Raw genomic sequence first — 20618 nt, 5'->3', positions numbered from 1 at the left:
GCATGCTCTTGTGTCACGACGACTTCCCTCCAGTCGGAAATCGCGACACTGCGCTCCGCAGCCAACGTTTTTCGTGACAGGTCGTCAGCTTGCTGGCGACCTGCTCCGGTTGTTCGGGAATGTTTGGTTTCGGAAGTAACCATCACGAAATGTGCATCACAGCCGATTCCGGGAATCCTCATCATGGCCGCCGACATCATCGATGTGTGCCCGCCGGACTGGCCGGTTTCGGCAACGTGATCTTGGACGGCAGTCGTTCGTCCAATCCTGCGCGGAATCCCGTACGGGCTGAAACGGGAAGTAGTAGACGAGCAGGGGGACACGACAAGATCAAGCTGCGCACGCTCGCACGGCTCCAGCGCCCCGGGGACGGCGACTGTGGAATCTGTTTCGAGTACGCGGTTCACGATGCGCTGAACCGGCAGGACCCGGTTGTGGTCGAACGTGCGGCCGACGCGCTGGAGCGGTGCAGAGTTTGGGGGACGACATCACCTCCATTCTCTTCGGTGCCGAGAAGAGTGGTTCGCTCCAGCTCATCGACACCGCCGAGCAACGACTGACATCCGAGTCGACGTTGGCCTCGGGACCTCGCGGGCGGCCGGTGAAACTCAAGCGCCACATCGCCTCGGTGGCATCCGCGCTGACGAAGAAGTCGGCACGCGCGGCACTGCCGAGCAGCATCGCCGGCCTGTGGAAGGCTGACCTGTTCCTGGGCGCGACGGACACGGACCGATGGGTGGGCACGACCGTCAAGATCCATGCTCGCGCGCTCGAAGGCGCACAAGGCCCATCATGCGCCGGCTACCGATCAACGTCGGCGGGATGTCACGCTGGAGTCGTCGGGTCGTGGCGAGGAACGAGAGAGTGTCGATGGCCGAGGGGTACACCACCGTGGTTCGCGGTGAACGCGTCGAACTGCCGAACACGCTCGGCAAGATCCGGGCCGCGCTGCCGGAGGAGCGGCGTGCCGCGTTCGACGAGGAGATGTACTCCACGCCGTTGGATCAGATCCAGGCGCGGGCCTTGTTGGGGTGGGCGTTGCCGCCGGAGGCGGACGCCGAGGACGACGAGGCGGCGGCACAGGCCCGGGCGGGTGAGAGGTTCGGGTTCTTCGACCACGAGGGAAAGCCACGCGAGTTGGGGGACTGAGATGGCGTATCTCGTGCAGTACGCGAGCACGGCCGAGGCGGAGTTGACCAAACTGAGCGCTTCGCGGCAGCGCGAGGTCCGCTCCGGGATCAACGGTTCCATCGGCCGCGACCCCTACGGCTGCGGTTCCGCCCCGGTGCGCGGCGACCGGGATCGCCGCGAGGTGTCCGTCGCCGGCGTCGTCCTGCGCTACGAAGTCAGCTCCGGTGTCCTGGTCGTCACCGTCCTGCGCCTGGTCGCTCCCTTCGGCTGACCGCGAACTCGTGGCGGCGGGGGGTCAGGTGCCGGCGGTGCCCGCGATGACGAGGGCGTGGGGCAGGTCTTCGTCGGGTTGGGGGATCTCGCCGTAGTCCTCGTCGTCGGCCTCGACGCGCAGTCGGTGGACGACGGCCTCGAGGGCGTGGGGCAGGCGGGGCAGGTCCCCGCGGCGGCATTGTTCGAGGATCGCGGCGCGGGCGTGGTCGGGCAACAGGGGGCGGTCCCGGTTGTCGTGATGGTCCGCCGGGGCCGGCGTGCGGGCGAGTTGGTGGGCCTGGTCGAGCCAGAAGTGGGCGTCGTGGATCTCGCCGCGGCTGCGGTGGTCGAGGTAGAGGCAGTAGGCGGCGGTGTGGCTGCCGGCCCCGGCGGCAAAGCGCCACCAGAAGCCGGCCGCCTCGTCGCGTCCGGTGATGTGCAGCAGGCAGGCGAACACCAGGGCTCCCCGCGGCTCGATGCGGCGGTCGTTGACCAGCCGTGACAGTCGGTGCGCCGCGTAGGGGGAGTTCAGGACCATCGCGTCGGTGGAGCCGAGTTCGCGGGCGGCGCGTTCGTGCCGCGACAGGTCCAGGCCCCGGCCGAGCATCGAGACGCCCACCACCCGGCCGGGTGCGCGGGTCGGGCCGGGTCGGTCGCGGGTGATGTCCTCGCGGGAGGCGGCCACGTCCAGGTCGTCGTACTCGTGGGCGAGGATCCTCGCGCTGCGGAGTACTTCCTCGACCGTCCTGCCGTGGTCCTGCCTGCTGCGCACGTGCGTCACCCTCCTTCGGGCTCCGAGTGGTCGATGCCCAGTTCGCGTGCGAGTGTCCGTTTGGCCCACCGTACGTTGGATCGCACGGTCGCCCGGGGCATTCCCGTCAGGTGCGCGACCTTGTCGTCCGGATACTCCAGGACGTACCGCAACATGACCACGTCGTACTGCCTTTCCGGTAATCTCGCGATCGCCGTGTACAGCCCGATCGAATGCTCGAGCGCACCCAACTCCTCCAACCAGGGGCGGCCCTGCGCGAGCATGAACGCCGCGGTCTGCACGAGCACCGTCTTGCGGCCCCGGCCCCGGCTCCTGCGACGGGCGACGTGTTCCTTGAGCAGGGCCCAGGCGTGGGCCTCCACCGACGGGCTCTCCAACACGCGCGGCCAGGCATCCCTCAACTCGCGAAACGCCGCCCGCACCGCCTCCTCCGCCGCCCTGCGCCCGCCCAGCTCCAAGTGGGCGTACTCGTGCCACGGCCGGCTCCGGACGTCGTGGAACGCCTCGAAGGACAACGCCAACCGGCGCTCGAACCCCTCCACCGACGCACCGCCGACCGCAGCGGGCATCCCGCCGGCCGTCTCCTCGGTCACGATCTCCCCACCCCCACGCCGGGAGACCTCACCTCCCCCGCCGCGATCCCGCGACCACCACCGACGAAGCCGCTGTCGACGGCCTCGCCCGAACACTGCGCCCGCACGGGCGTGTTCCGGACGGGGGCGTGTATCGCCGACGTCCGGAGCACGACCACGACAACATCGATCGTTGTCACAGGTTCCTCATTTCTCCTCGAACTCCGCGCGGGCACCGTTTCGCAGGCGCCGGCGCAGGTGGAACGTGGGTGTTCCCGGAGAACAGCCAATCGCTTCGAACAGCTGATTGTGCAACCGCATCATCACTCAATGTATGAAATAAATAGCTCTATGTGTTCAACATTTTGATCATTTCCGCCACCCCTACGGTCATTTGTCGACAAACTCTCATCGGCGGCAGTCGAGTTGCTATGGAACGGCCGGCCGAAGGTTGTGCTGGGCGGCTGAGAGCGGACGCGCGGCCCGGTTCCGTGTACCGCTCGGGAGCCTGCCGGGGACTGGCGCAAGGACGGCCGTCCGCACGAGCGGGTGCTGGGGAATCGAGGAGGCGTGGCCCCTGGGTTGGGGAGGCGGTGGCTACCGTGTCCGCAGGCATGGGCCGAATGCCCAGACGACCGGCGCTTCGGTCCGGCGGGGACTTCGCCACTCCTGCGGGTGAACCTCGCGCACAGGCTTCGTGCGCGGTGCGATGCCGGGGCCGCCGACTTACCGGGTCCTCGCCCATCTCTCGGGTTGTGCGGTGCGGACTGTCCCGGAACGGGCATCGGGTCCCCGGCCGTTCGAGGCCGGGGATCTTCGCGTTCGCAGGCGGACCGAAGGCTACCTCAGCACCGCCATGTGGGCCGCCGCCGACGACGCCCGCCACACCAACGCCCAACGCCACCTCGAGCGCGCCGCCCACCTCGCCAGCCTCTCCGGCGACTCCCCCACCCGGTGGCGCGTGTGGAGCCATGCCTCCATCCTCGCCCGCGAACGCGACCGCCCCGCCGAGGCCTGTGCCCGCACCACCGCCGCACGCCGCGACCCCCTCTACCGAAGCCTCGGACACGCCCGCGCCGCCTGCGCCCACGCCGCACTCGGCGATCACCGCGCCGCACTACGCACCCTCGACCACACCCGACACAACCTCGACCGCGCCGACCCCGAACTCGCCCGCCCGAGCTGGGTGCGCTTCTACGACCGCCCGAACTCGCCGGGCTCAGCGGGATCGTCCACCTCACCCTGGGCGATCCGGCCGCGGCCGAGGCCGACGCCCACCACGCCCTCGCCCTGCTGCGCCCCGGCCTGGCTGGACCGCAACCGGCGGATATAAACCCTCGAACTCGCCCGAGCCCAACTCGCCCAGGGCGACGTCGAGCAGGCCTGCGCCACCGCCATCGTCGACACCCCCGACCGTCGAGCCCCGACCAGCCGCACCGCCGAACTCCTGGGGCTGTTCCGCACCGAACTGGTGACCGCGGCGCGCGACTCCCGGCACACTCGCGAGGTGCGACACCTGCTGGACGAGGCCGACGCCGCAGCCCGGCACGTCGGCGACGGCCGCGACGACTACTGGACCGCGTTCGGCCCCACAAACGTGGGCGTGCACCGGGTGTCGGCGTGCGTGGAACTGGGCGACGGCGCGGCCGCGATCGCCGCAGCCGAGCAGATCACCCCGGCCAGCCTGGCGACGCTACGGCCGGAGCGTCGCGCGAACCACCTCGTCGACGTCGCCCGCGCCCACCTGCAAACCGGTGACGGCGACCGGGCGCTGACCACGATCCTCGACGTGGAGACCCTGGCGCCGGCCGAGGTGAGGTGCAGACCGCCGGCCCGGGTCGTGGTCACCGACCTGCTCCGCCGCTCGCGCACCGGCCCGCCCTGGGCATTGCGGCAACTCGCCGACCGGGCTGGACTATCCGCATGACCACACCCGACAGCCCCCGTGTCCTGTATGTGATCGCCTGCGGCGCGCCGCCCGCGCGCGACGTCGCCGTCCCGGTCCGCCCAGCCCAGACCCGAGGGTGGGACGTGTGCGTGATCACCACCCCGGCCGGACGCGGCTTCGTGGACGTGCTGGCGGTGGAGGAGTTGACCGGGCATCCGGTGCGCAGCGAGTACAAACAACCCGGCACCGCCGACGTGTTGCCCGCGCCGACCGCGATCGTCGTCGCGCTGGCCACGGTCAACACTGTGATCAAGTGGACGCTCGGCATCGCCGACACCCTCGCACTGGGGCTGCTCACCGAGGCCATCGGCAAAGGGCTGCCGGTGACGGCGATGCCGTTCACCAACCGCGCCCAGGCCGCCCACCCGAAATTCGAGCGGAGCATCGAGGAGTTGCGGGAGCGGGGCGTCAGGGTGCTGTACGGGCCCGACGTCCACGAGCTGCACGAGCCCGGCACCGGAGGCGACCGCGTCGACGCGTACCCGTGGCGCTTGCTGTTCGCCGAGTTCGCGTAGGGGCTCCGGGGTGTGGAAGGCCTCGTACGAATGAATGCGGGCGGGGTTTTCGCCAGCTGCGAGGGTTGCCAGCGAACCATGCGCACGGCGGTGTGCTCCTCACCTGCTCGTCCGGGCTTTGCTGCGTCTGCCGATTCCGTCGTCCGTCGGATGTCGCGCCTACAGTCCCACGCCCTCAACCACGCGAACGGCGGGTCGCGGTTCCGGGCCCGCTCGCCGTCGAGCGGATGGGCGGGACGCATGGCCTACCGTGCCGACCGTGAAACCGGCATCTACTGCGGGAGCTCTGTCCGGGACCTGTTCCGAACATGTTCGGGACAGCCGTGGGTGTTGTCCCACCCGTCCAAGCCGTCAGACGCTGGCGGCAACACGGTCTGTCCGTGACCTACGACGGAGGAGTCACATGCGAAACAGGATCGCAGCGATGGCCATGGCCGGGGGTGCCGCCTTGGCGCTCATGGCCCCCCTGGCCAATACGGCCCAAGCGGCCACGGCCAGCAACATCACCCGCTCAAGCGCCTGCACCAGGTTCGACGGCAAATACTCCTATTGGAAGGTCGGCTCCTGGTTCGGCTACAAGCTGACCGGCAGCTTCATACGAACCTGCTCGGGCGGCGGGTCTGCCGCGCTTTTGATAACCGGCGACCAGCAGGGGGGCGGCGAAGGCGATTACCGCAACGGCACCGACGTGTACTTGTCCTACAGAGGTGATCGCGCCACGGACTTCGAATTCGGTGAGAGCGGCGGCGTCAAGGACATCCGCATCGCGCTCATCGATTACTGAGCTTGCTTGGCCTGGGTCGGCGCGCATTCCAGCCGGACGTCGATGCCGTCGGCCAACCCGGAGGGTGTTTCGATCGAAACACCCTCCGGTGTGGGCGCCGTTGAGGGGGTGGAGACACGGGCATCGCACCCTCGGGTATTTCGCGCGTTCGTCCGGGCGAACAGCACACCCGGCCCGTGAGGGGCCTCGCGTTCTTCGGACAGGGCCCGGCTGTTGGTTCATGCGGCCAGTCGCAACTCTTCAAACTCGGCGTGTATTTCGCGTGGAGGGCGGTAACCCAGAGCCGAGTGAAGGCGTTTGCGATTGTACCAGAATTCTATGTACCGGGTGATATCCCGTCGGGCTGCGTCGCGAGTCGGATAATTCACGCGTGAGACCCGCTCGTTCTTCAATACCCCGAAGAAGGATTCGGCCATTGCGTTGTCGAAGCAGATCCCGGTACGGCCGACGGATCGGCGCAGGCCGAGTTCATCGAACAGGCTCGCGTACTCGACCGACATGTAGTTGGTGGATTCAACTGGTCGTCGCAACACTTGGATGTGGAGGTGTTGCATGGGAAGACCGGTCGGGTGGATTACGCAGTTCACCGGGCGTCCGGCGATGCGTTCGCCGGGTCGTCCGCCTCCCCGGCGGGAGGTGGAGCGGGCGTTCTGGGCGAGGATCGCCGAGGGCTTGACGAGCGAGGACGCCGCGATCGCGTGCGGTGTGTCGGGTCCGGTCGGTTCGCGGTGGTTCCGCAAGGGTGGCGGCATGCCGCCGATGCAGTTGGATCCGCCGTCGGGTAGATACCTGTCGTTCGCCGAGCGTGAGGAGATCGCGCTGCTCACGGTCCAGGACGTGGGGGTCCGCGAGATCGCGCGCCGCCTGGGCAGGAATCCCGCCACGGTCTCCCGGGAGCTGCGGCGCAACGCGGCCACGCGCGGCGGCCGGCTGGAGTACCGGGCGTCGACCGCGCAATGGAAGGCCGAGTTGGCGGCGCGGCGGCCCAAGACCGCGAAGCCGGCGGGCGACGAGCGGCTGCGCACGTATGTGCAGGACCGCCTCGCGGGCGAGGTCCGGTTCCCGGACGGCACGCCCGCGGCAGGGCCGCAGGCGTCGCGGTGGAAGGGGCGGAACAAGCCCCGCCGTCAGGACCGTCGGTGGGCGACGTCGTGGAGCCCGGAGCAGATCTCTCGCCGACTCAGGACGGACTTCCCCGATGATGAGTCCATGCGGATCTCGTACGAAGCGATCTACCAGGCGCTTTTCGTCCAAGGACGTGGGGCACTCAAGCGTGAGCTGGTCGCCTGCCTGCGCACAGGACGGGCGTTGCGCGTCCCGAGGGAACGCGCACGCAACCGCGCTCGCGGTCATGTCACGCCGGATGTGGTGATCAGTGAGCGGCCCTCGGAGGCGGCCGACCGGGCGGTGCCCGGCCACTGGGAGGGCGACCTGATCATCGGTACCGGCCGGTCCGCGATCGGGACCCTGGTGGAACGCACCACCAGGTTCACCATGCTGCTGCACCTGCCGCGGATGGAGGGGTTCGGCATCGAAGCGCGGGTGAAGAACGGCCCGGCGCTCGCCGGCCGCGGCGCCGGAGCCGTCAAGGACGCCATCGCCACCACCATCACCACACTGCCCGAACAACTACGCCGATCGCTGACCTGGGACCGCGGCACGGAAATGGCCCAGCACACCCAACTGCGCATCGACACCGGCCTGCAGGTGTACTTCGCCGACCCGCACTCACCCTGGCAGCGCGGCACCAACGAGAACACCAACGGCCTGCTGCGTCAGTACTTCCCGAAAGGCACCGACCTGTCACGGTGGAACGCCGACGAACTCCAAGCCGTCGCCGCCGCACTCAACGGCAGACCCCGCAAAACCCTCGACTGGAAGACACCAGCCGAAGTCCTCAACGAACAACTACTGTTGATCCAACAAGGCGGTGTTGTTGCGACGACCCCTTGAATCCAGGACGGCTTTTTTCAGGAAGGAGTTTTCCATCTCCAGCTCACGGACGCGATGTTCGAGTTCCTTCAGCCTGGCGCGCTCGTCCACGGAGGACGCCTCGTCGGTGCTCTTGTGCTCGCGTTTGTACTCCCGGACCCAGTTGCGGAGCGTCTCCGGGTGCACATCGAGTTCTCGCGCGGTCTGCGCGATCGGCCGAGGAGCGGACTTCAGCGCCAGTTGAACCGCTTCCTCGCGGAACTCCGGCGTGTACGAGCTGGGACGTGCCATGTGCTGCTTTCCTCGATTCCTTACAGGACAACCCTATTGGGTCCCTGTCCGGAACCTTCGTGGCACCTCACTTTCACGAACACCGGGCCGTCGGCGGTGTCCAGGTGCACCGCGAGCGCGCTGTGGTGTCCTGCCTCCACGGGCGTGGCCGTGTGGATCGGCCCGGTCAGCGCGTGCACGGCCGTGCGCGTGCGCACCGACAACGCATCCCAGGTGAGCCGTTCCACGCTTCTGTCCTTTCGTTTCTCGTTCGCCCACGGACCGGCACGACGTTGCGGGCAGACGCCGTCGACCCACCTGCACAGTTTTGGGAGGCCGCGCTCGAGTGACCTCGATGTCGCACAGGATTCCGTACACCGTGATGTGGTGTCCCGCGACACGACGATCCGTTGGAACGCTTGCGGGCAACGTGCCGGCTGCACGGGCTCGGGGGGTCGTTGCGGCACGAGGCCGATGCTGCCCGATTCGTGAAGGGCCGCTCGTGTCGGTTCAGAGTCCGGTCAGGCGTACTCTCACCAGGAGGTCGTGGAGTGCGTCGTGGGCATCGGGCCGTTCCGCGAGCGAGGATGCCGTGTGGGCCTCGTCCAAAGCCGTGCGCAACCGTTCGATGTCCGCCCGAACCACGTCGACCGCGACCTGTCCGTTCAGCGCTCCGTGTTCCGCCTCGCGTTTCGCCGCCATGAGGTCGTCGAGGTATGCCGGTGCCACGTCCGGGTGCAGGTCGGCCAGTTCCCGCAGGTCGGCAACGACCTGCCCTGTCCTCATCAGGTGGATTCCCGTCAGCAACACCCGGAAGGTGTAGAGCAGCGGTTTGAGTTCGCCGGTCCGGTCGAACAACCGCGTCTGGGTGCGGGCGAACCCGGCGTAGTGGTGGGCGTGGTGTCGAGTCACCAAGCGCGGTACGAGCGCCACCAACTCGGCATGCACGGGCGTGGTGTGTACGACCAGGGGCGAGAGCAACTGCTCGAGGACGTAGCCGTTGCGGCGCAACAACAGCCGCGTGAACTTGCCCAGATCGTGGGTGACGAGGTCGTTTTCCACAGCGTCGGCCTGCCACATGCGCCCGCGCGTGTGCTCGCCCTCGTGCAGTCCGATGAGGTCGGCCAAGGGCAGCAGGTGCACGCCGCGCAGGTCGACATCGGAATCCTTCGAAGGGAACCCGTACAGGTGCGCGCCGGACACGGTGGCGAATACCAGCGGATCCGGCTGCTCGGCCACAATGGCCGCGAGACGGTCCGGTTCTGTTTCCAACGCCACGGCGGACTGCCCTTCGGGATGGTGCCACGAGAACCGGCATCCTAACCGGCGGCCGTGGCCGGTCGGTCTTTGCATCCCGACACCATCGGGGCTGTTCCGCACCGATGTCCGCAGACGACCGGCGAGCACGGTCCGTTTTCGGAAGCCGCGTTCCCGAACACCGCCCGTTGTGCAGGAGTTCTGTGCTCAGAACAGCGTGTCCTCGACCACGTCGGCTGCGGTCGCGGGTGCGCCGGGGAGTCGCGGAAGGGTGACGGGCACCGACTGCCCATGCCGGCGCGGTGGCTCGGGCTTGTTCGGGACATGTCCCGAACGCGGTTCGGCCTGTCCGGGACAGCCATGTGGGTTCGAGGATTGGCCCGCACCGGCAGCGGGCCGCTCACGAGCGACGACCCGTGCTCGCGCAACGGCCCATCGGCAAACACCGCGCTGTTGTGTCCTATGACAGAGGAGTCACATGCGCAAGAAGATCGCAACGATGGCAGTGGCCGGGGGTGTCGCCCTGGCGCTCACAACCCCCCTGGTCGGTACGGCCCAGGCGGCCTCCAACATCACCCGCAAAAGCGCCTGCGCTCAGTTCTCCGGCAACTACTCCTACTGGCACGTCGGCTCCTGGTTCGGCTACGAGCTGACCGGCCGCATCACACAAACGTGTACAGGGGGCGGGTGGCACACGCTCGTGATATCCGGCGAAGCGAACTCGGGCAACCGTGATTACAAGACCGGAGCCTCCACGTACCTGGAATTCACCGGCCAGTCCCGGAGCATCGGGACTTTCAGTGAGAGCGGCGGCGTCAAGAACATCCGCATCGCGCTCGTCGACGGCATGGGCTGAGACGCCCGCCGGGCTGCACTCGCCAGGGCTCGTCGCCGGGAAGCGCGGCCGCCGCCGCAGCTGACGACTGGCGGCCACAACCAGCAGGTCCCCGCCCAACTCCGAGCGGGGGCCTCGTCTGGCCTCGGTACTGGTGACGCTCGTATTGTCATCGCGGGGCCGGTTCGCCCGTCGCCGTGTCCGTCGTGTTCGGCCCGGGGCCGACGGCGGGATCGGCCACGGCTCCTCGTACTCCCGTTCCGCCGGCTCGTGTTCCGTGTACAGGGCCGAGCACACACACGGCCACCAGCACGGCCCGTGCCCCGGTGTGGTGTAGTCCGAGCCACGGGGCCGCCGCAGCAGGGGCAGGAACGGGTACAACCGCACACGGGCCCGTACGAGGAATCGGACACCGCACAATACGTGGAGATCCTGTCGGCCATCGGCGCAGAGGGCGCGGACGTCGACTGGGGCAACCCGTGGCTCACCCCGTGGCGAGGTGCGGACGAATCGATCCTGCGGAGCTACCTGCGCTTTCTCGATTTCCGGCTCTGGCGGACAACCAACCGCGCCGGCGAACTCCTCACCTCCATAGCCCTGCCCGTGAGCCTGGACCTGGAGAGCAGGCGCTTCGTCTACAACCCGTACGAAGGCGACGAGTGACCCGAGGTCGCCGACGCGATCCGCGTCCACCCGGGCCACGATGTTCGAAGGTGTGTCCCGACCCCGGCGGACCGGTCGGGGCGGGGGCTCCGTGAGACGGGGCGAGGAGCGGGGGTGTGTTTACGGAGGCACCGATGTCGCAGGGCCACCGCGGGGCCGGGCTCGATCGGACGGGAGGGCCGTGTGGGAGCGCCGGCGGTTGGTCGCCATCGGCGGTCCGTCACGGCTGTGTCCACGCCAGGGTCGACCACGGGCTGTGCTGCTCGCTGGCAAGGAGGTGGTGGATGGCGAGGGCCTCCTGGTAACACCGTCCGTAGGTGTCGGCGTCGAACCACAACACACGTCCCAGCGTGTAGCCCGCCGAGAACGCCTCCCAGGAACCGTAGGCCGCCCGGCACAGGCGTCCGGCCTCGACGATGGTCGGGACCGCCTGCGCCACCGTGCAGTAGCCGGCCCCACCGCCCATCGGGCCATGGTCACCGCCCGGGCGAAGTCGAACGCCGCCACCGAGGTCACCACCTTGTCCGGCGCGAGCAGGCCGTCCGCGCGAAATCGCTTCTCGTAGCGCAGGATGCGCCCGACGGGGTCCGGAAACTCCTGGCGATCGCGCGGATCCGGCACGGCGGAGGGAAGGAGGGGTTCCGTCTCCGACCGCCATCGGGTCGGGTCGGTCAGGGCGAGCCGATGACGAAGGTGCAGGGCGAGTTCGGCGTCCTTGGGGATGCGGTCGGCCTGGAACAGGCGCGCGGTGACCCGCTCCCACGTCCGTGTGTCGCGTATGCCCCACGCGAGGTCCAGGGAGATTCGGTCACGGCGGGGTCCTTCGAAGTGCGGCCCGATCCTGTTCCAGGCGACGCGATTCGCGATCGCGAGGTGCGCGCCACAGGCGAGGCCGAAGGCGATCGGACCCGCGTGGTACCCGTCGTCGTCGGTGATCAGGGTCGGCTCGGGCTGCTTGTTTCTTCGGCCGAACACCGGGTTCTCCTCGTCGTGCGTCGTACCGGACATGCCCGCCGTCGTCGGGACGACTGCCGGATGACCGAGTCGAGGTCCGATGTCGCGTGGTTGTGGACGCCGTCGGGGACACGAGTGAACGTGTGTGCGGGGCCGGCGGTAGGCCATCCTCGGCGCGCAACCAGGAGCAGCACTAGGAAACTCACGCCCGCGGCGGCGCCGTGGAACGGATGGTGTGGGCGTGGGTGTTCGGGCGGATGACCGCGTGGAGGCCGTGGCGGCCGGTGCGCCCCCTGCCCAGGATGCCGGTGGCGGACCTCGCATCGGGCAACCGCCTTGGCACAGGCGCGAATCGGTACGGCGGCCGTCGTGGGCGGGGCCCGGGATCACCAGTCCTCGGCGCGTTCGATCGTTTCCAGGAGGAAGTCGCCGTCGGTGATCGAGTAGCGGCGCATCAGGGGCAGGGCAGGGCTGTAGAGGTGGAGGGAGACGGCGTGGACCGTTGGGGAATCGTTGTGGACGTCGTGGACGTGGGAGGGGCCGAAGGCACGGCCTCGGCCGGTCGTCAGGCGCAGGGGCGGGGGTTGATGCGGCGCCATCGGTACTCGTTCTCGGATTCGGGTGGGGAGGGTGCTCACGCGGATGGTGGACTCGACGAGTTCGCCGCGCAGGACGTGGAACGCGCCGCGTGAGCCGCCGTGGTCGTGCCATCCTGTGCGTGTTCCGGGGGGCCAGCCGATGAGCCAGGCGTCGCATCCGGCCGGTGCGGAAAGGCGGATCCAGGTGCGTTGGGTGGCGTCGAGAGGCAGCCGGTCGAGGAGCGTGGGATCGGCCGCCGTCTCGACCGCGTAGCCCAGGAGCGGGTCCGTTCGGCGTTCGGCGCGGGCGGTCGGGTGCGGCACGGCCGCGGGTTCGGCGGTCGTACCGGAAGACGTGCGAGACCTCGGGACGACGGGGTGGCCGAAGGTGGTGGGCGATGTGGGCATGCAGAGTCCTCGGATCGGTGCGGCGGCGCTTCGCGGTGACTCCCTCATGTGCCGATCCGACCTCGGGCACCGACCTCCCGACGGACGCGGAAGGGGTCGATCCGGCACCGGGCGTCGGGACTTCGACGCACGGTGGGATGGGGATGATCGGGCATGCGGCAGCAGGCCCTCGGGACGACGAAAGCGGAGGGTGGCGAAGGCCGGCCCTCGACGCCCTCGATCGCTTCGACGGCTACGGCCGGGGCAACGGCGAAGTGCGCTGGGGAAGAGCTGGAGGCGAGGTCAGCGCCGGCCGCTACACAGGCAGCCCGCGTGCCGGACGAGGTCCACGTGGGTGCGTCGGAACAAGATCGTGTGACCGTTCACGCCGAGGGACACAACCAGTGAAGGGCCCGGTGTGTCAAGCCGGTTGCCCCGCGCGGTGTGGCGTCGTCGGGGGGCGTGTGGCGTGAAGTCGGGGACTGGTGTCTAGGATTGGGGGAGCGCTCGTTCGATCGTCGACCTTTCGTGGGGTGATCCGAGCGCCGGGCAAGCGCACTCGTCTCGGAGGTCGGTGGACATGGACACGGTCGGCGGTGGGTCTCGCCCGGCGTTGTCCTGTTCGCCCGTCCGCTCGGTCGGTCGGCGTGGTGTGTGGTGCCGTCATCGCCTTTGTCACCGCGCGGTTCCGCCGGGGACCCGTTGTCGCGGCCGGTACGCGTAGCTTCCGCCGAAAGGGCGGCGGCGTTCGTGTTCGCCGCGTGTGTGGTGTCGGGGCCGGCGGCCTCGTCCCGGTGTGTGGGTCGGCCCGGGAGTGAGGCCATGCCCGCGGTGTGGTGACGGGACGTCGTCGGCAAGTAGTCGGTGGATCTGCGCGATCGAACCCTGCCGGTATTCGGTCGATCGAAAGCGGACACGCGGTGAGCGCCACCCATCGGGGCCGAGGCCCCTCCCTGCACAATCCTGTCGTTTTCCTCGTCGTCCTGGTGGGCGGCGCCGTCCTGGTCTGCGCCTGGCTGTGGCTGGCGGCCCACGTCGGCGCACGCTTGCACGGGGCGCAACCGCCGCCGCCCCCGGTGGTGTTCGTCGTCGAGTGGGTCGCCGGCGAGTACTCCTGGCCGGGCGGGTGGGCAACCGTCGCCGCGGTGGTGATGGCGGGCGTGGTGGGCGCGTGCGGGTTCGCCGTCCGACGTGAGGTGCGGAGTCGGGAGGTGCACCGGATCGACCGGGCCGTGCGATACCTGGCCTCCCGATGGGAGTTGCGGGAGACGACCACGCGCGGCGCTCGTGCGGCGGCGCGCCGGATGGGGGTGCGTCGCGGCGCGGGGCCCGGGTTGCGGGTGGGACGGACCGTGCGCGGCGGTCGGGACCTGTGGGGTTCGTGGGAGGACATGCACGTGGACATCTGGGGGCCGCGTACCGGCAAGACCGTCACGCGTGCGATCCCGGCCGTGGTGTCGGCGCCGGGCACCGTGGTGGTGACCTCGAACAAGCGGGACATCCTGGACGCGACGCGTGGTGTGCGTGGGCGACGAGGCCCGGTGTGGGTGTTCGACCCGCAGGCCCAGGCGGGCGAGCCGGCGACGTGGTGGTGGAATCCGCTGACGTTCATCGGGGACAACGTGGTCAACGCCATTACGTTGGCGTCGATCTTCGCGAGCGTCAATCGTGCCCCGCACACGCGCAGTGACGGGTATTTCGAGCCCGCCGGGCAGGATCTGTTCGGTCATCTGATGCTCGCCGCCTCCGTCGACGGGCGGCCGATCACCGACGTGTACACCTGGCTCACCCGGGCAACCGACGACACCCCGGCTCGGATCCTGCGTCGCCGTGGGCACACGTCGGCGGCCGCCGCGGTGGAGGGGGTGTTGACGGCACCCGGGCCGCAGCGGGCCGGGGTGTACGGGACGGCGCTGCAGATGGCGTCGTTCCTGTCCGCGCCGGAGGTCACGAGGTGGGTGACGCCGGGTGGCGATCCCGCGCGGCGCGAGTTCTCGCACGCGCGGTTCGCCTCCGTGGTCGGCGGCACGATCTATCTGCTGTCCGAGGAGACGAGCAAGATGGCGGCGCCGCTGGTGTTGGCGCTGACCACGGCGATCGCCTACGCGAGCGAGGGTGCGGCGATCGGGAGTCCGGGTGGCCGGTTGGCCGTGCCGACGGTGTTCGTGTTGGACGAGGCCGCGAACGTCTGCCCGTGGCAGGAACTCCCGACGATGTACAGCCACTACGGCTCGCGGGGCATTGTGATGATGACGATCCTGCAGTCCTGGGCACAGGGCGCCGCCGTGTGGGGCGAGGTCGGGATGGCCAAGCTGTGGGGGGCGGCCAACGTCCGGGTCTACGGCGGTGGCGTGTCGGATACCCGCTTCCTGGGCGTACTGTCCGCCGCCACGGGAGTGTTCGAGCCGCGCACCACGAGCACCACGCGGCGTTCGTCGGCATGGTGGCCCGATTCGGTCGGGCGTTCGTCTCGGTCCGAGCCGGTTCTGGATGTCGCCGACCTGGCGTCGATGCCGCGCGGGCGGGCGCTGGTGCTGATGAGCGGACGGCGCCCGGTCCTGGTCGAGCCGCTGCCGTGGTGGCAAGGGCCGTACGCGGACGCGGTCCGGGCTTCGATCACGGCCCACTCGCCGTCGGCTCGGGCGAACCCGTGGGTGCGAGCCGCCGCCTCGCGGCCCCGGGTCGTACGCGAGCGACCTTCGCGGCGGGCGACATCGGCCGGGGCGGGGGCTCTCGCGGGGCCCGCGAGTGGCCCGCGCCCTCGTGGCGCGCGGCGCTGACCGCGGGGGCGGGCGGGGTCGGCGGATCGCTCCCTGCGGCGGCGTCACCGCCGGGCGGTGGTGCTGCCCCGGACGCCGACGCACCGTCATGAGCACCGACGTCCCGCCGACTCGCACCGGTGGTCGTGCCCGCGATCCGTGTCGCGAAGTCGCCGGCCGCGTCCGGGCCGTCTGTCCTTGAGTGGTGTCGCCGTCGACTCGGCGGTGTGTCACCAACGCGCACATCCTCAACCCCGACGATGCCGATCCCGACGAAACTCCCCTGGGTCCCACCGAGTTCTACTCCAACGCCGGGGAAACGAAGGTCATCGATGGAGTGGAACATCGAGTGGTTCGCTTCTTCGACCGCTGACGGAACATCGCCGACACCTGTGATCGCCGCCCGCGCACACGGCGTCCGGTTGCGGACCGTGTGTACGGTTTCGTGCGTTCGCGGCAACCGACCGAGGGCACCGAGGTACACCGCCGCCCTGATCCGTCACACGCCGGAGACACAGCGGCATCGCACCCGGCACCGATGGGTGCGATGCCGCAGGAGGTTTCCATCCCTGACACCGAGGTGTGGCGAGCACCGGCTTCACGGGGACCACCACGGCATGCACTCGCTGCCGCGCGTGGTGGTGCGGGGAAGCGACATGCGCCCGTCCGACGCAGACGCCACATCGGAGCAGACCGCCCACGCCTACGAGACGTCGCGGGCCGAGCGCGACCGCGCCGAGGACGAGGACGAGGACGAAGAAGACCGACCGATCGGATCGGCGGGCCCGGCCCCGGCCGGATCGGCAGAAGGCCGCACGGCCTTCGGGAGAGTCAACGCGGCCGGGAGACCGATGAGGGCGCCCACCGCGACCACCGCCACGGCCGTCCGGATCCCGCCCACGGAAACCAGCACCGCCAGGCCGGCCCCGGAGCCGAACTGGAGTGCGGTGGACGCCAGTCCGGTCGCGGCGCCCTGCTCGGCGTCCGCGACCCCCGACGCGGCGGCGACCCACATCGTGGTGAACAAGGTGCCGGTGCCCAGCCCGAAGGCGACGATGCCGGGCAGCAGTCCGACGTACGTCGAGTCGTCCGTCATCCCCAGCGCCAGCACCGCGGCCCCCAGCGCCGCGACCGCGAACCCGACCATCAGTGTGCGACGCACGCCCAGGCGCCCCACGAGGCGCTCACCCGCGAGATTGCCCACTGTGATCGACAGCGTCGGCCCCAGAAACGCGACCCCTGTGCGCAGCGCCGAAAAGCCCATCTCGTTTTGGAACCACAACGTCAGAAAGAACGGCACGGCCTGCAGAGTCAGTCCGAACACCAGGATCACCCCGGTCGCGGCCGTCAGACCGCGCTGCTTGAACAGGCGCAGCGGCAGCAGCGGATCGGCCGTCCGCGACTCCACCGCGACGAATCCCGCGAGCAACAGCAGTGCCACTCCCGCCGCGCCCGGCACCCGGGGATCCGTCCAACCCCACTCCGGCCCCTGCGCAATCGCGAACACCAGCAGGGTGAGCCCGACCGTGCCGGTCAACGCGCCCGGGAAGTCGAAGCCGGGCCGCGCCACACCCACACCGCGGCGCCCGTCGTGCTCGCCGCGTCCATTCCGGCCCTCGCGCACTTCGCGCCCCTCACGTCCGCCGCGCCACGCCGCGTCGGCGGGCAGCAGCGCGAACGCGGCCGACGCGGCGACCACGACCAGCGGCACGTTCACATAGAACACCGCCTGCCAACCGAACACACTTGTCAGTACGCCGCCGAGCAGCGCACCCAGGCTCAGCCCACCCGCTCCCGACACCGCCCACACGGTCAGCGCTCGGGTCCGCGAATGCCCCTCCTCGAACAGCGTGTTCACAAGCGACAGCGTCGCGGGGAACAGGACCGCGCCGCCCACGCCCTGCACGGCCCGCGCGCCGATCAGTGCCGCCGGCGCGGTGGCGAGGCCGCCCAGCAGCGAGCCGGCGCCGTACAGCGCCAGGCCGAGCACGAACATACGGCGTCTGCCGAGCAGGTCCGCGAGGCGGCCGCCAAGCAGCAGGAGTCCGCCGTACACGACGGCGTACGAGCTGACGACCCACTGCAGCCCGCGGTCGGAGAAGCCGACGTCGCCGGCGATCTCGGGCAGAGCGACGTACACGATCGTGAAGTCGAGCGCGGTGATCAGGCCCGCGAGGGCGAGGAGGGCGAGTGTCCAGGCGGGGCGTGTGAGGTTGGTGGGGCGTACGGGGTTGGCAGGCGACGGCATGAGGCCGACCTCCGGAAATGGCCTCGGGAGTGAGGCGGGCGGCTGGGTCGTTTCCCAGCGTGGGCGCACCGCCGCGGGCTACCCAGGTCCCGACTTTGCCTACGCACCGCGTGATCACCCTCGCACCGTCCCGGTTATGGTCGCGGTGTGGACGCACGTATCGAACTGAGCGAGTTCCTCAAGTCACGCCGCGCCCGTCTGAGTCCGGAGGACGTCGGGCTGCGGGCGTACGGCGGCCGCCGCCGCGTCGCGGGCCTGCGCCGCGAGGAGCTGGCGGGTCTCGCCGGTGTCAGCGTCGCGCACTACACGCGCCTCGAACAGGGCCGGGCCGACAGCGTCTCAGCGGAGATCCTGGCTACGATCGGGAGGGCGTTGCGCCTGGACGAGGACGAGCGGACGTACCTGAACCAACTCGCCAGGCCCGACGCCCGCACCTGCCCCGGGACCACCGTCCCGCCGCGCCCGGGCCTGCGGCACCTGGTGGCGTCCTTCGACGCGACCCCGGCGATCCTGGTCGGGCGGCACACCGAGGTGGTGGCGTGGAACCCGGTCGCGACCGCTCTCTTCGGCGACTTCGCGGCCATGCCCGAGGGCGGTCGCAGCATCTCCGACCTGATCTTCCTCCGGCCGGACATACGCGACATGCACGGCGACAACTGGGAGCGCACGGCGGTCGAACACGTCGCGCACCTGAGGGTGTTGTCCGCCTGCTACCGAGGCGACCCGCGCCTGACCGCACACATCGAGCGGCTGCGCGCGGCCAGTCCCGAGTTCGCACGGATGTGGTCGTCCCATCCCGTCGCACGCACGGGCCACCGCTTCTACCGGCTGCACCACCCCGTCGTCGGCGACCTGGAGTTGTACGGCGAACTCGTGACTCTGCCCGGCGACCTCGACTACAGCGGCCTCGACCTGTTCGCCGCCGAGCCGGGCTCCGCATCCGAGCACGCACTACGCCGCCTGGCCGGCCTGGGCCGCAACGAGAACACCGCCCCGCCCGCGACCGCACCCCCGACCGCAGCCGCGGAACCGCGCTAGCGGTACACCCCGGCCCGGGTCGCACGCGCCTCCCGGCACGACCTCGTCCGCCACGCCGACTTCCGCGGACGGGGCGCGGCCAGATCTCCGAGGAGATCGAACAGGGCGTCTCGAACGACCGGTCGGCGGAGTTCTTCCGCAGCACGGTGGGCACCGTCGGCGTCTCCGTCGGGGTGGAGGTATCGGCCACACCTTCGGCATGGGCGCGAGCACCGGCGTGGAAACCTCCGCGAGCCAGTCCGTCGAACGGGGTCACGCCGGCCGCCACGGCGTGACCACCTTCGAGCACCGGCGGGTCCGCGTGGCCTACGACGTTCCCGCCGGTCACTCCGGCACCCTGCGGTCCGACCTGCACGAACGGCAGGCCAAACCACACACGCAGTAGTCACCGGAGAGCCGGATGACAAGGGAACAGTCACGTCCGGTTCGGCGGGAGGCCGCGCGGAAAAGGACCCGCCTCGGCGCTTCCGAGAGCGCCGTCCACCTCTCCACCATCATGCTTCTGCTTCACCGAGCCGCAGCAAGAACGCGCCCCCGAACAACCCTTCTCGAACGCCCTCCTCGAGGCCGACCCCGCCGGCCGGGCCGCCACCGACCGCTCGCTTCGCCTGTCACAAGTAGGCGCCCTGCACGGTCACTTGGATGAAGCCGGCACGCAGACCGTCGTCTCGCCGATCGGAGGAGAGTTCGAGTTCGTCCCCGAGAACCGCGGTCACGACTCGGAGACGAATGACGCGACGAACATGTCCCGCGCCTGCCGGCCGCCCTTCCCCGTCGACTGGAGCATGGATCAAGCCGTGATGACATCGAAAACTCGGCGGCGCCGTCACCCGCGCCGCGCAGTCGCGCTTTGCCTGAGTGCCTTCGCGCTTTCGCTGAGCGCCCCCGTACCGTCCGCCGGCGCGGACACTCCGGACCACACGACCAGATATGTCGTTCTGACACTGGACGACGAACTGCCGGACGCATACAACACGGACCGGTATCAGACAGCCGTCACGGAACTACGGAAGGCGGCCGGGCACGTCTACCGGGGTGACGTCTACGAAACAATGGGGAAAGCGAGTACGGCGGGACTCGTCGCTCTTCAGTTGAACTCCGCTCACGGCGACCCACTGTGTTGGCTGTACCTGAACCCGCAGAACCTGTACACGGCAGGGTTTCGAGCGAGGAATGGCAAATCCTACGTCTTCTCGGACACCCCCGGGTATGTGGCGGACGAAGTGCGGCGTAACGACGGCGGTGTCGCCCCGATCTTGCTGGGATTGGCGGGAACATACGCCGATCTTCGTAAGAACGTGCCGGCGGAGCCGACCCGAACGGACGTGTACGACATGCGGTCCACCGCATACACCCTGGGCAGTGTCCTCGACGGCCAGAGCGCGAACGGAACAATGCGTCAGCAGGTCTCCCTGGCGATGTTCAAATTCATGGCGGCGTTCTCCGAAGCCGCTCGCTTCCCCCACTACCGCGACGAGTTCTCCGCAGCCCTGGACGGCAGCAGCAACCATTATTATCTCGACGACGAGGCTCTGCGACTGAGGTCGTCCTGGCAGGACATATCGAACTTCGCCCACGCTGTCACCGAAAACCCGAACACCTCCCCACGCTACATACCGGGACTCGGCACAACGCTGCGCGACTGGCAGGACGTACGCACGTACGTCAGGAGCATCAAGGGCAAAGACGGCTAGGTCTCGCCATGGTCCCGCGTCGGTGCAGC

At 69.5% G+C, this 20618-nt stretch carries 21 protein-coding genes and 1 pseudogene; 13 read left to right on the top strand and 9 right to left on the bottom strand.

Translation table 11 applies throughout. From position 1 onward, the window contains the following. The first annotated feature begins 870 nt into the window (after positions 1 to 870). Positions 871 to 1149 (top strand): hypothetical protein, encoded by a 279-nt coding sequence (locus tag ACFRCG_RS06970; protein ID WP_380029657.1) that lies wholly within the window; start codon positions 871 to 873, stop codon positions 1147 to 1149. A gap of 1 nt (position 1150) precedes the next feature. Next, the gene (locus ACFRCG_RS06965; protein WP_380029574.1) at positions 1151 to 1402 is read left to right on the top strand and encodes a hypothetical protein; all 252 of its coding nucleotides are present in this window, start codon (positions 1151 to 1153) and stop codon (positions 1400 to 1402) included. Between the two features lie 24 nt (positions 1403 to 1426). Here the strand turns inward: ACFRCG_RS06965 and ACFRCG_RS06960 are convergent, their stop codons facing one another. Together ACFRCG_RS06960 and ACFRCG_RS06955 are read right to left on the bottom strand one after the other, a co-directional pair. Then, the gene (locus tag ACFRCG_RS06960; RefSeq protein WP_380029572.1) at positions 1427 to 2155 is read right to left on the bottom strand and encodes a hypothetical protein; all 729 of its coding nucleotides are present in this window, start codon (positions 2153 to 2155) and stop codon (positions 1427 to 1429) included. Between the two features lie 5 nt (positions 2156 to 2160). Then, on the bottom strand, positions 2161 to 2748 hold the full coding sequence (locus ACFRCG_RS06955) for an RNA polymerase sigma factor (RefSeq protein WP_380029570.1): 588 nt from the start codon (positions 2746 to 2748) through the stop codon (positions 2161 to 2163). 835 nt (positions 2749 to 3583) lie between these two features. Here ACFRCG_RS06955 and ACFRCG_RS06950 point away from each other — a divergent pair. The 4 genes from ACFRCG_RS06950 to ACFRCG_RS06935 all read left to right on the top strand — a co-directional run bounded on the left by ACFRCG_RS06950 (position 3584) and on the right by ACFRCG_RS06935 (position 5974). After that, positions 3584 to 4060 carry a hypothetical protein gene (locus tag ACFRCG_RS06950; RefSeq protein ID WP_380029568.1) on the top strand — a complete coding sequence of 159 codons (477 nt, stop codon included), beginning with the start codon at positions 3584 to 3586 and terminating at the stop codon, positions 4058 to 4060. A gap of 174 nt (positions 4061 to 4234) precedes the next feature. Next, complete coding sequence (locus tag ACFRCG_RS06945) at positions 4235 to 4654, top strand: hypothetical protein (RefSeq protein ID WP_380029566.1); 420 nt, start codon at positions 4235 to 4237, stop codon at positions 4652 to 4654. After that, a complete protein-coding gene (locus ACFRCG_RS06940; protein ID WP_380029564.1) occupies positions 4651 to 5190 on the top strand; it encodes a flavoprotein in 540 nt (179 codons plus the stop codon). Before ACFRCG_RS06945 ends, ACFRCG_RS06940 begins: the two co-directional genes overlap by 4 nt. A gap of 403 nt (positions 5191 to 5593) precedes the next feature. Further along, entirely contained in the window at positions 5594 to 5974 is a 381-nt protein-coding gene (locus ACFRCG_RS06935) for a hypothetical protein (RefSeq protein WP_380029558.1), read from the top strand. Positions 5975 to 6192: 218 nt separating this feature from the next. On the opposite strand, the gene ACFRCG_RS06930 is transcribed toward ACFRCG_RS06935, so the two are convergent. Next, a complete protein-coding gene (locus ACFRCG_RS06930; RefSeq protein ID WP_380029556.1) occupies positions 6193 to 6474 on the bottom strand; it encodes an integrase core domain-containing protein in 282 nt (93 codons plus the stop codon). A 52-nt stretch (positions 6475 to 6526) separates the two neighbouring features. On the opposite strand from ACFRCG_RS06930, the gene ACFRCG_RS06925 reads away from it, so the two are divergent. Then, positions 6527 to 7927: an IS30 family transposase gene (locus ACFRCG_RS06925; RefSeq protein ID WP_380029554.1), complete on the top strand. Its 1401-nt coding sequence runs from the start codon at positions 6527 to 6529 to the stop codon at positions 7925 to 7927. Here the strand turns inward: ACFRCG_RS06925 and ACFRCG_RS06920 are convergent. The 3 genes from ACFRCG_RS06920 to ACFRCG_RS06910 form a co-directional block, all read right to left on the bottom strand. Further along, complete coding sequence (locus ACFRCG_RS06920) at positions 7883 to 8197, bottom strand: transposase (RefSeq protein ID WP_380029552.1); 315 nt, start codon at positions 8195 to 8197, stop codon at positions 7883 to 7885. The genes ACFRCG_RS06925 and ACFRCG_RS06920 overlap by 45 nt on opposite strands. A 20-nt stretch (positions 8198 to 8217) precedes the next feature. Beyond that, entirely contained in the window at positions 8218 to 8424 is a 207-nt protein-coding gene (locus ACFRCG_RS06915) for a hypothetical protein (protein ID WP_380029550.1), read from the bottom strand. Positions 8425 to 8686: 262 nt separating this feature from the next. Further along, positions 8687 to 9529: a DNA polymerase beta superfamily protein gene (locus ACFRCG_RS06910; RefSeq protein ID WP_380029548.1), complete on the bottom strand. Its 843-nt coding sequence runs from the start codon at positions 9527 to 9529 to the stop codon at positions 8687 to 8689. Positions 9530 to 9911: 382 nt separating this feature from the next. Between ACFRCG_RS06910 and ACFRCG_RS06905 the strand changes: the two genes are divergently transcribed. After that, complete coding sequence (locus ACFRCG_RS06905) at positions 9912 to 10289, top strand: hypothetical protein (protein WP_380029546.1); 378 nt, start codon at positions 9912 to 9914, stop codon at positions 10287 to 10289. A gap of 402 nt (positions 10290 to 10691) precedes the next feature. After that, positions 10692 to 10931, top strand: a complete 240-nt coding sequence (locus ACFRCG_RS06900; protein ID WP_380029544.1) for a hypothetical protein — start codon at positions 10692 to 10694, stop codon at positions 10929 to 10931. A gap of 220 nt (positions 10932 to 11151) precedes the next feature. Here ACFRCG_RS06900 and ACFRCG_RS06895 read toward each other — a convergent pair. Together ACFRCG_RS06895 and ACFRCG_RS06890 are read right to left on the bottom strand one after the other, a co-directional pair. Then, positions 11152 to 11939, bottom strand: a pseudogene (locus ACFRCG_RS06895) (DUF1266 domain-containing protein). A 332-nt stretch (positions 11940 to 12271) separates the two neighbouring features. Continuing rightward, positions 12272 to 12871 carry a cysteine dioxygenase gene (locus ACFRCG_RS06890; protein ID WP_380029542.1) on the bottom strand — a complete coding sequence of 200 codons (600 nt, stop codon included), beginning with the start codon at positions 12869 to 12871 and terminating at the stop codon, positions 12272 to 12274. An 899-nt stretch (positions 12872 to 13770) separates the two neighbouring features. Here ACFRCG_RS06890 and ACFRCG_RS06885 point away from each other — a divergent pair. After that, the gene (locus ACFRCG_RS06885; RefSeq protein WP_380029540.1) at positions 13771 to 15630 is read left to right on the top strand and encodes a type IV secretory system conjugative DNA transfer family protein; all 1860 of its coding nucleotides are present in this window, start codon (positions 13771 to 13773) and stop codon (positions 15628 to 15630) included. Between the two features lie 682 nt (positions 15631 to 16312). Here ACFRCG_RS06885 and ACFRCG_RS06880 read toward each other — a convergent pair. Beyond that, positions 16313 to 17857: an MFS transporter gene (locus ACFRCG_RS06880; protein ID WP_380029538.1), complete on the bottom strand. Its 1545-nt coding sequence runs from the start codon at positions 17855 to 17857 to the stop codon at positions 16313 to 16315. Between the two features lie 147 nt (positions 17858 to 18004). Between ACFRCG_RS06880 and ACFRCG_RS06875 the strand changes: the two genes are divergently transcribed. From ACFRCG_RS06875 to ACFRCG_RS06865, 3 genes are all read left to right on the top strand, one after another. Beyond that, the gene (locus ACFRCG_RS06875; RefSeq protein WP_380029535.1) at positions 18005 to 18895 is read left to right on the top strand and encodes a helix-turn-helix domain-containing protein; all 891 of its coding nucleotides are present in this window, start codon (positions 18005 to 18007) and stop codon (positions 18893 to 18895) included. 199 nt (positions 18896 to 19094) lie between these two features. Next, positions 19095 to 19280 carry a hypothetical protein gene (locus ACFRCG_RS06870; protein ID WP_380029533.1) on the top strand — a complete coding sequence of 62 codons (186 nt, stop codon included), beginning with the start codon at positions 19095 to 19097 and terminating at the stop codon, positions 19278 to 19280. Between the two features lie 253 nt (positions 19281 to 19533). Beyond that, complete coding sequence (locus ACFRCG_RS06865; RefSeq protein WP_380029531.1) at positions 19534 to 20589, top strand: ribosome-inactivating family protein; 1056 nt, start codon at positions 19534 to 19536, stop codon at positions 20587 to 20589. Positions 20590 to 20618: the final 29 nt, after the last annotated feature.

The organism is Embleya sp. NPDC056575 (genome assembly GCF_042793325.1).
Classification (GTDB): Bacteria; Actinomycetota; Actinomycetes; order Streptomycetales; family Streptomycetaceae; genus Embleya.
Note: the sequence above shows the minus strand (reverse complement) of the source record. Positions and strands in the feature narration are given on the sequence as shown.

Bases quoted from the DNA above. Each gene is read 5' to 3' on its own strand.
- ACFRCG_RS06930 (WP_380029556.1), bottom strand. From the start codon at position 6,474: ATGTCGGTCGAGTACGCGAGCCTGTTCGATGAACTCGGCCTGCGCCGA.
- ACFRCG_RS06920 (WP_380029552.1), bottom strand. From the start codon at position 8,197: ATGGCACGTCCCAGCTCGTACACGCCGGAGTTCCGCGAGGAAGCGGTT.
- ACFRCG_RS06910 (WP_380029548.1), bottom strand. From the start codon at position 9,529: ATGCAAAGACCGACCGGCCACGGCCGCCGGTTAGGATGCCGGTTCTCG.
- ACFRCG_RS06870 (WP_380029533.1), top strand. From the start codon at position 19,095: ATGGGCGCGAGCACCGGCGTGGAAACCTCCGCGAGCCAGTCCGTCGAA.
- ACFRCG_RS06940 (WP_380029564.1), top strand. From the start codon at position 4,651: ATGACCACACCCGACAGCCCCCGTGTCCTGTATGTGATCGCCTGCGGC.
- ACFRCG_RS06880 (WP_380029538.1), bottom strand. From the start codon at position 17,857: ATGCCGTCGCCTGCCAACCCCGTACGCCCCACCAACCTCACACGCCCC.
- ACFRCG_RS06950 (WP_380029568.1), top strand. From the start codon at position 3,584: ATGTGGGCCGCCGCCGACGACGCCCGCCACACCAACGCCCAACGCCAC.
- ACFRCG_RS06935 (WP_380029558.1), top strand. From the start codon at position 5,594: ATGCGAAACAGGATCGCAGCGATGGCCATGGCCGGGGGTGCCGCCTTG.
- ACFRCG_RS06965 (WP_380029574.1), top strand. From the start codon at position 1,151: ATGGCGTATCTCGTGCAGTACGCGAGCACGGCCGAGGCGGAGTTGACC.
- ACFRCG_RS06905 (WP_380029546.1), top strand. From the start codon at position 9,912: ATGCGCAAGAAGATCGCAACGATGGCAGTGGCCGGGGGTGTCGCCCTG.
- ACFRCG_RS06970 (WP_380029657.1), top strand. From the start codon at position 871: ATGGCCGAGGGGTACACCACCGTGGTTCGCGGTGAACGCGTCGAACTG.
- ACFRCG_RS06890 (WP_380029542.1), bottom strand. From the start codon at position 12,871: ATGCCCACATCGCCCACCACCTTCGGCCACCCCGTCGTCCCGAGGTCT.
- ACFRCG_RS06925 (WP_380029554.1), top strand. From the start codon at position 6,527: ATGGGAAGACCGGTCGGGTGGATTACGCAGTTCACCGGGCGTCCGGCG.